Source organism: Shinella sp. M31 (genome assembly GCF_049199205.1).
GTDB lineage: Bacteria > Pseudomonadota > Alphaproteobacteria > Rhizobiales > Rhizobiaceae > Shinella.
This window is the reverse complement of the sequence record NZ_JBLZPH010000103.1, coordinates 18567-26814: the sequence shown is the minus strand read 5'-3', so window position 1 is coordinate 26814 and position 8248 is coordinate 18567. Positions and strand designations below refer to the sequence as shown.

Sequence of the window (8248 nt, the reverse complement as noted above, 5' to 3'; positions counted from 1 at the left end):
GCCGAGCGCACGCGGCGGTCGATCTCCTCCTTGCTCTCGCCGGCGATGCGCATGCCGAAGGCCATGTTGTCGTAGACGGTCATGTGGGGGTAGAGCGCGTAGGACTGGAAGACCATGGCGATGCCGCGCTTCGAAGGCGGCACGTCGTTGACGCGCTCGCCGTCGATCGTCATGTCGCCGCCGGTGATCTCCTCGAGGCCGGCGATCATGCGCAGCAGCGTCGACTTCCCGCAGCCGGACGGGCCGACGAAGACGATGAACTCGCCCTGCTTGATGTCGAGATCGATGCCGTGGATCACATCCACCGCGCCGTAGGACTTGCGGATATCCTTGAGAACCAGCCCTGTCATGCTCTTACCTCCATGTTGATGTCCGTGACGGTGTCACCTCAGGAGATCGAACATCAGCTTGAAGAAGCGGTCGGCATCCACCTCATAGGCAATGCGCGCATTGTCCGGCTCACCGCGCTCCTTCCAGAAATCGGCAACGGTCGCGCCGAATGTGTAGGTGCCATTGAGGTCGACGCCGATGTGAACGGGTCTGGTGCGCACCAGCGTGGGATCGATTACGAGGGCGAGCGCGAGCGGGTCGTGCATGGCGCCGCCGACACCCATCGAGTTGCGGTGCAGTTTCTCATAGAACTGCAGCCAGTCCATCACCAGCTTGCCGAGCTGCGTATCGATCTTGCCAAGCTCCTCATACTGTTCGGCCTCGATCAGCACCTGCATGGTGACATCCAGACCGACCATCGTTATCGGCACGCCGCTGTCGAGCACGATCTTCAGCGATTCCGGATCGCAGAAGGCGTTGAATTCCGTCGGCGTGATGATCTCGCTCTTGCGATAGAAGACGCCGCCCATCCAGATCAGTTCCTTGATCTTAGGCAGGACGTCGGGATGCTTCAACACGAGCAGGCCGATATTGGTGAGCGGCCCCGTAGCAACGACGGTCATGGGTTCGGCAGCGGCGGCCAGCTTCTCTGCCAGGAAATCGACAGCATGCTGGGCGATGGGGCCGCGCTTCGGCTCCGGAAGATAGGGAGAACCGTCCATCCCGCTCGGGCCATCGGCTGTGCCGAGAACCAGGGGGCGGGCAAGCGGGCGGGCGCAGCCGGCGGCAACAGGCACGTCGGTTGCGCCCAGGAAGTCGAGAACACGGATGGCATTGGCCGTCGTGCGTTCGAGTTCGGCATTGCCGCAGGTCGTCGTGACGCCGAGAAGTTCGATTTCCGGCGAGCGGTGCGCCATGACAAGCGCGATGGCGTCGTCATGACCGGGGTCGCAGTCGTAGAGGATAGGAGTGGCCATGGGTCTGATCCTTCAGGCTGCGGGGCGGCCGTAGCGCGCCATTGTCGTCTTGAACATGTCGAGGAAGCGGCGACCGTCGAGGCCCGTGCCGATCCGGGTGGTTTTCGGGCCATCGCCGCCGGGCAGGATCTGGTGTCCGCGATAGGCGACGGTCTGGCCGCGTGCGATGCCCTTTTCGATCACGACATCGGCAAACAGCGGGGCGGTGGTGGTGACGAGATCGGGGTTGATGGCGAGCGCCACGGTGATGACGTCGTCCATCGGGAAGCCGACGAGACCGAAGAATTCGCGCCAGATATCGATATAGATCGGGAAGACCTCGCGGATCATGTCGACGACGGCATTGTCCTTCGAGACGTTGGCCATGTCTGCGAGATCGTCACGCGTCAGCATGCTGTCGGCGACGCGGTTGTCTTCGCAGATATCGAGCGGCACGAGGATTTTCGGGCAATCGGCATTGAGCACGATGCGAGCGGCTTCCGGGTCCGCCCAGATGTTGTATTCCGACAGCGGCGTCATGTTGCCGGGCGTTGAAAAATTGCCACCCAGGACCAGCATGTTCTTGAGGAGCGAAGGCAGTGCCGGCTCTTGCAGAATGGCCATGGCGGCATTGGTCGTCGGGCCTGTCGTGACGAGGGTCAATTCGCCCGGATGCGCCTTGGCCGTCTCGATGATGAAATCGACGGCATGGCCCTGCGTTGCCGCACGTTTCGGTATTGGGGCCGGAGGATTGAACGTTTTCAGTCGGTCGCCGAAGCGGGCGGTCAACCGCTTTTCGAAATGGACCGGGGCCTCCATATCGGCCTTGGAATTGCCGACGATCGGACGCCAGGCGCCAGCATGGACGGGAATGTCGTCGCGGCCGGCCAGCGAGAGCGTGTTGAGCACGACATTGGTGACCTGCGTGATCGGGCCGGCGGCTCCGGTTACCGTCGTGATACCCTCCAGCTTGATATCGGGGTGGGCGGCGGCGAAGAGAACGGCGAGAATATCATCGCCAGCGGAATCGACGTCGAGGATGATGCGTTGCATGACAAGCCTTCGATTAATGTGGAGATCAGGAACGGTTGGATCGGGTGCCCGGCGTTTCGGATTTCGCCGGATGAACGGAGAACGCGCGCTGCATTGTCTCCATGGTTTCGCGGATGAGCTTCGGCCGTGCCTTCCAGGAGAGGGCAAACAGTGCGGTCAGAGCGACGGTATAGGGTACCGCCAGCACCAGATAGGACGGGAAGCCGAAGGTCTGCAGGCGCAGCGACAGTGCGTCGGCAAAGCCGAACAGCAGGCATCCCGCCAGCACGCGCAAGGGATCGCCGCCCGAGAAGATCAGGATCGCGACAGCCATGAAGCCGCGCCCGGAGGACATATTTTCCGTGAACATCGTGATGTAGCCGAGCGACATATGCGCACCCGCAAGTCCCGCGAGCAGGCCGCAGAGCAGCGCGGCGGTATAGCGGACCTTGGCGATCGAAATGCCGAGCGCTTCGGCAGCTTCCGGCTTTTCGCCGACAACACGGATATAGAGGCCGAGACGCGTGCGATTATAGATGAGGATGAGGAGGGGCACGGCGATGAACGCCACGTAGATCAGCGGCGTGTAGCCGGAGATCAACTGGGCGTATGGCCCGAGGATATCGCGGGCGCCCGGAATCTGCACCTTCGGCAGACCGACGATGCCGCGGCCGACGATCGATCCGCGCGTGCCGAAGATAGCCTTCATCAGCGAGATGGTCATGCCGCCGGCAAGAATGTTGAGTGCCAAGCCAACCACCACCTCATTGGCGCGGAAGCTGATGACCAGCACTGCGAAGACCAGGGCGAAGACGAGCGCTGCCGCAACGCCGATCACCATTCCGCCCAGGGAGGAGCCGGTCCAGATCGAGCCGAGCACCGCGAAGAAGGCGGCGATCAGCATCTGCCCTTCAAGCCCGATGTTGAAGATGCCTGCCTTGGTGGTGAAGGAGCCACCCAGGGCGACCAGAAGGATCGGCGCCGTGGTGCGGATCGTCGCGACGATCAGCGCGACATTGAAAATGGTGCTTAGAACTTCCATCGACGCTCTCCCGTGCGATCGCCGCGCCGGCGCATCATAAGGTCCGCGGAGACCGCAAGAATGATCAGGGCCTGGATGACGGTGATGATCTCGCGCGAGGCCGTCGTATCGACTTCAAGCAGCAAGGATCCGGCTCTGAGTGCCCCGAAGAACAGGGCAGTGAAAATCGTGCCGATCGGTGATCCGTTGGCGAGAAGAGCCGCAATCAGACCGTCGAAGCCGAAACCGGGAGCGAAGCCTTCCATGAAGCGGTGGTGCACACCGAGCGTTTCGACGCCGCCGGCAAGGCCACCCACCGCGCCGGAGGCGAGGAGCACGCCGAAGCCGACCTTGCGAACGTTAATGCCGCCATACTCCGCGAATTTCGGTGCGGAGCCGACCATCGTCACCGCGTAACCAGTCGAGGCCCAGCGGAAGAAAACGGCGGTGGCGACCGCCAGGAACAGGCCGATCAGCAGGCCGATGTTCAGTCGCGAGAAGCTGAAAAGCTCCGGCAGATAGGCCGTAGGCAGGATTGGCGGCGTTTCCGACCATCCGCCCGGTCGCTTGAAGAGGAAGATCGTGAAATAGGAGGTGAGCAGGATCGCGATGTAATTGGCGAGGATCGTGGAGACCACTTCGTTGGTGCCATAGCGAACGCGGAAAAAGGCGGGGATCGCGACCCAGGCGGCGCCGGCAAGAACGGCGCAGGCGATGGCGACGACGACATGCAGGACCGGCGGGAGCGCAAAGGCGAAGCCGACCCAAGCGGCCGCGAAACCGCCCAGGAAAAGCTGGCCTTCGATGCCGACATTGAACATGCCGCCGCGAAGCCCGATGCAGGCGGCGATGCCGCAGATCAGGATCGGTGTCGTCTGCAACAGGGTCCCGGCGATTTTCTCGGCATCGCCAAAGGCGCCGCGCATCAGCGTCATGAACACCGTTACAGGGTTCTCGTCGATCAGCAGGATGATCGCGGCGCCGAGCGACAGCGCGACGGCGAAGGCAAGGACCTGCCCGGCGAGAGTGCGGGCCAGGCCATCTGGCAAGAGGGCCGTTTTCATTCGTGTTCCTTCACGTCTGATGGATCCACGCCGGCCATCATCAGGCCGATCGTGTCTTCATCCATGGCATTTCCCTCGACGGTGCCCATGATGCGCCCCTCGAACATCACGATGATGCGGTCGGCGAGCGCCTTCAATTCGTCGAGCTGGGTGGAGATGAGGAGGATCGCGCGGCCTTCCGCGCGCTGCTGCATGATCTCGTCGTGGATCGCTTCCTGCGCGCCGATGTCCACGCCGCGGCTCGGCTGGTCGATCAGGAGCATGTCGCCGCCGGCGGTGAACTCACGCGCCAGCACGACCTTCTGGATATTGCCGCCGGACAGGCTTCTCGCCACATCCTTCGGACCGCGCGCGCGGATGTCGAAGCGCTTGATCAGGGCGCGCATCTCGTCCTGAACGGCGCTCCAGTTGATGATGCCGTTTTTCGCGAAAGGCGCTTTTCTCTGGCGGCCCATCAGGATGTTCGTCGACAGCGAGGCATTGCGATCGACGCCGCGGGCAAGGCGATCGCCGGGAACATGCGCCAGTCCGCGGGCGCGGATTTCGGCGGGCGAGCGGCCGGCGATCTCCTGGCCGTGAAGCTTTGCGCTGCCATGGCTTGCCTCTCGCAGGCCCGAGAGCACTTCGGCAAGCTCGGTCTGGCCGTTTCCGGCAACGCCGGCAATGCCGACGATCTCGCCGGCACGAACGGAGAAGCTGGCGGATTTCAGCGCGGCAAGGCGGCGGTCGTCGCGTGCCCAGAGCTCGTTGACCTCTAGGACGGCTTCACCCTGCGTTGCCTCGCGCGGGCGGCGGTCGAAGCTGACATCGCGGCCGACCATTAGCCGCACGAGCTCGCGTTTGGTGAGCTCCTGCTTGGGGCGGGTCGCAACCACGCGCCCGTCGCGGAGAACGGTGATGATATCTGAAACGGCCATGACCTCTTCGAGGTGATGGGAAATGAAGATGACGGTCATACCGTCGTCGACAAAGCTGCGCAGCGTCTCGAAAAGGTCGCGGCTTTCCTGCGGCGTCAGCACGGCTGTCGGTTCGTCAAGAATGATGGTGCGCGCGTTGCGGGCGAGAACCTTGAGAATTTCAATGCGTTGTTCGATGCCGACGGAAAGACCAGCGACGCGCTCCTGGGCATCGACCTTCAGGCCGAATTTTTGCGATAGAGCACGTGTACGCTCGACCTGCGCAGCGCGATCGATCAATCCGCTGCGGCGGATTTCCATGCCGAGGAAAATATTGTCGGCAACCGTCAGCGAGGGCACGAGCTTGAAGTGCTGGTGCACCATGCCGAGGCCCTCATTGATGGCGACGGCGGGACTGTCGATCGCCATGGTCTTGCCATTGATCGAGATCGTGCCTTCATCCGGCTGCAACAGGCCGAAAAGCACATTCATCAGCGTCGTCTTGCCTGCACCGTTTTCGCCGATAATGGCGTGAATCTCGCCTTGCCGAACGGCAAGGTCGATGCCGGAATTGGCCGTAAAGGCGCCGAAGCGTTTCGTGATGCCTTTAAGTTCGACAGCAAAAGTCATGTTTCAAGCGATCGTAACAGGCGTGCAGCCGGGCTTGCGCCGACCGGTAGCCTTTCAAGGGAAAAGGGGCGGGGCTTCCAATGGCGGACAGGGCAGGTTCTCCCGTCCCGTCCGCCGGCTCAAGCCTTATTTTGCCTTGGTGATCGCGATTTTGCCGTCGACGACTTCCTTGCGGATTTCCTCGAGCTTGGCCGGAATCTCGGCCGGCAGCTTGGCGGCAACGTCTTCGCAGAGCTTCACTTCGACACCGCCCGAGGCGAGGTCGAACGTGCGCACACCCGCCTTGACCGGCTTGCCTTCGACCTCGTCCTTGATGATCGAATAGACCGCGATGTCGCCGCGCTTCAACATGCTGGCGAGAACGTTGCCCGGCGCGCTGGAGCACATGTCGACATCGACGCCAAGCGAGTACTTGTCGGCGGCGGCGCTGGCCTGCATCACACCTTCACCGGTCGGGCCGGCGACATTGTAGACGATGTCGGTGCCCTGGCCGTAGAGCGCCATGGCGAGTTCGCTGCCCTTTGCCGGGTCGTCGAAAGTGCCCGCAAAGACGGAGTTCACCTTCACGTCCGGAACGGCATATTTCGCGCCCTGTTCGTAGCCGCCGAGGAAGTTGCGGATGACGGGGATGTCGCGACCGCCGACAAAGCCGATGGCCTTGCCGTCACCGATCTTCTCAAATTCGGGTCCGAGATTTTCCACCAGTGCGGCAAGCGCGCCGGCAATGAACGATCCCTGTTCCTCGGCGAAGCTGGCGTAGATGATCTTGTCGCTGTCGAGCACGCCGTCAATGAAGACGAAGCGCTGGTTCGGATAGGCGGCGCTGACTTTTTGTAAGGCATCGACCAGTTCCCAGCCCATGACGAAGATGAGGTCGTATTCACCCGTCTTGGCGAGGTTGCTGAACTGCTCTTCGTAGTCGAGTGCGCGGTTGCCGGTATCGACGAGCTTCAGGTCGATGCCGAAATCGGCCTTCGCCTTGTTCAAGCCTTCGACGATCGATACGCCGAAGCCCTGGGCAAAGTAGCCGGAGATGGCGGCGACATTGACCTTTTCGGCAGCGAAGGACGGCATTGCGGATACAGCGAGCACAACGCCGGCTGCCAAAATCTGCGTGAAATTCTTCATGACGGTTCAATCCCTCTGATGGTCAATAGGCGATTCCATCGCATCGGTCTTTGGTGCCGATTTCATTGATGGTCGTACAAAAGATTGCGCATCCTATTTTTTGTTGTCAATGGTTTTTTGAACGGAAGCTCGGCCAAAAATTTGTGATGATGTGATGAGTAATGCCCAATAACTCGCGGTTTTTTCCGAGGCCGCACGATTTTGCCGGCATCGGCTTGACATTTCCCAGAGCGGATAGAATTGTTTCCACTCTAACAAGTTTTAGGAGCATGATATGGCGGACGTGAAAGTACGCAAGATTGTCGTTTCGGTCGACGAGATTTTCCACGAAGGCGGGCCGGCGGCGACAGTCCCGCTCAAGCGGGCGGCCGTTCTTGCGGTCATCGAGAATCCGTTCGCCGGCGGCTATGTCGAGGAGATCGCGCCTTTCATGGATGCGCTGCGCCCTCTCGGCCTGGATATGGCCAAGCGGCTCATCGATGCCCTTGGGGGTGATCCAGGCGTGGTCGAGGGATATGGCAAGGGGGCAATTGTCGGCGCCGCCGGTGAGCTCGAACACGCCGCGCTCTGGCACAATCCCGGTGGCTATGCGATGCGCGAGCTGCTGGGAGACGCGAAGGCGATCGTGCCGTCCACGAAGAAAGTCGGCGGGCTTGGAACGCACCTGGATATCCCGATCACGCATGTCAACGCATCCTATGTTCGCAGCCACTTCGATGCGATCGAGGTCGGTATCAACGACGCGCCGCGCGCCAATGAAATGGTGGTCGTTCTGGCTATGACGACTGGTCCGCGCATTCATGCTCGTGTGGGTGGCCTGAAAGCCAGCGACATCAAGGGGGAGGACGGCCTGCGATGAGCGACATCGGAACCGCGGGGATTCGCCGCATCGTGACGGTGATGGAGGAGACCTTTTCGGAAGGCGGCAAGGTGCTGAACACGTCGACCCGCCGCGCCGCTTCCGTGGCCATTATCGAAAACCCTTTCTCGGGTCGATATGTCGAGGACCTTGCGCCGCTTATGGCGATTGGCCGTACACTGGGGCGCATCCTGCCGGAGCGGGCGGTTGCCGCTCTCGGCGTATCCCCGGAGAAAGTCGAAAGCTTCGGCAAGGCGGCGCTGGTCGGTGAGGATGGCGAGCTTGAGCACGCCGCCGCCTTGCTGCACCCGGAGCTTGGTGCGCCGTTTCGG

General features: G+C 61.8%; 9 protein-coding genes. 2 read left to right on the top strand and 7 right to left on the bottom strand.

The genetic code is table 11. The annotated features are described in order from the left end of the window. From ACOZKU_RS17815 to ACOZKU_RS17785, 7 genes are all read right to left on the bottom strand, one after another. Positions 1-350: ABC transporter ATP-binding protein (locus ACOZKU_RS17815; RefSeq protein WP_421580000.1), on the bottom strand; the 350-nt coding region annotated here is incomplete at its 3' end. A 33-nt stretch (positions 351-383) separates the two neighbouring features. Further along, positions 384-1307: a nucleoside hydrolase gene (locus tag ACOZKU_RS17810; RefSeq protein WP_421579999.1), complete on the bottom strand. Its 924-nt coding sequence runs from the start codon at positions 1305-1307 to the stop codon at positions 384-386. A 12-nt stretch (positions 1308-1319) separates the two neighbouring features. Further along, positions 1320-2339: a nucleoside hydrolase gene (locus tag ACOZKU_RS17805; RefSeq protein ID WP_421579998.1), complete on the bottom strand. Its 1020-nt coding sequence runs from the start codon at positions 2337-2339 to the stop codon at positions 1320-1322. A 25-nt stretch (positions 2340-2364) separates the two neighbouring features. Further along, a complete protein-coding gene (locus tag ACOZKU_RS17800) occupies positions 2365-3360 on the bottom strand; it encodes an ABC transporter permease (RefSeq protein ID WP_421579997.1) in 996 nt (331 codons plus the stop codon). Next, positions 3348-4403 carry an ABC transporter permease gene (locus tag ACOZKU_RS17795; protein ID WP_421579996.1) on the bottom strand — a complete coding sequence of 352 codons (1056 nt, stop codon included), beginning with the start codon at positions 4401-4403 and terminating at the stop codon, positions 3348-3350. Before ACOZKU_RS17795 ends, ACOZKU_RS17800 begins: the two co-directional genes overlap by 13 nt. Next, the gene (locus ACOZKU_RS17790) at positions 4400-5929 is read right to left on the bottom strand and encodes an ABC transporter ATP-binding protein (RefSeq protein ID WP_421579995.1); all 1530 of its coding nucleotides are present in this window, start codon (positions 5927-5929) and stop codon (positions 4400-4402) included. Before ACOZKU_RS17790 ends, ACOZKU_RS17795 begins: the two co-directional genes overlap by 4 nt. A 126-nt stretch (positions 5930-6055) precedes the next feature. Next, a complete protein-coding gene (locus ACOZKU_RS17785; protein ID WP_421579994.1) occupies positions 6056-7057 on the bottom strand; it encodes a BMP family lipoprotein in 1002 nt (333 codons plus the stop codon). Between the two features lie 274 nt (positions 7058-7331). Here ACOZKU_RS17785 and ACOZKU_RS17780 point away from each other — a divergent pair, with 274 nt between their 5' ends. Together ACOZKU_RS17780 and ACOZKU_RS17775 are read left to right on the top strand one after the other, a co-directional pair. Further along, the gene (locus ACOZKU_RS17780; protein ID WP_117372149.1) at positions 7332-7916 is read left to right on the top strand and encodes an amino acid synthesis family protein; all 585 of its coding nucleotides are present in this window, start codon (positions 7332-7334) and stop codon (positions 7914-7916) included. Next, positions 7913-8248, top strand: a 336-nt coding sequence (locus ACOZKU_RS17775; protein WP_421579993.1) for an amino acid synthesis family protein, incomplete at its 3' end; no start/stop codon positions are given. The genes ACOZKU_RS17780 and ACOZKU_RS17775, both read left to right, overlap by 4 nt.

Excerpts from the sequence above, each read along its gene's own strand:
- ACOZKU_RS17810 (WP_421579999.1), bottom strand. The coding sequence starts at position 1,307 with ATGGCCACTCCTATCCTCTACGACTGCGACCCCGGTCATGACGACGCC.
- ACOZKU_RS17805 (WP_421579998.1), bottom strand. The coding sequence starts at position 2,339 with ATGCAACGCATCATCCTCGACGTCGATTCCGCTGGCGATGATATTCTC.
- ACOZKU_RS17800 (WP_421579997.1), bottom strand. The coding sequence starts at position 3,360 with ATGGAAGTTCTAAGCACCATTTTCAATGTCGCGCTGATCGTCGCGACG.
- ACOZKU_RS17795 (WP_421579996.1), bottom strand. The coding sequence starts at position 4,403 with ATGAAAACGGCCCTCTTGCCAGATGGCCTGGCCCGCACTCTCGCCGGG.
- ACOZKU_RS17790 (WP_421579995.1), bottom strand. The coding sequence starts at position 5,929 with ATGACTTTTGCTGTCGAACTTAAAGGCATCACGAAACGCTTCGGCGCC.
- ACOZKU_RS17785 (WP_421579994.1), bottom strand. The coding sequence starts at position 7,057 with ATGAAGAATTTCACGCAGATTTTGGCAGCCGGCGTTGTGCTCGCTGTA.
- ACOZKU_RS17780 (WP_117372149.1), top strand. The coding sequence starts at position 7,332 with ATGGCGGACGTGAAAGTACGCAAGATTGTCGTTTCGGTCGACGAGATT.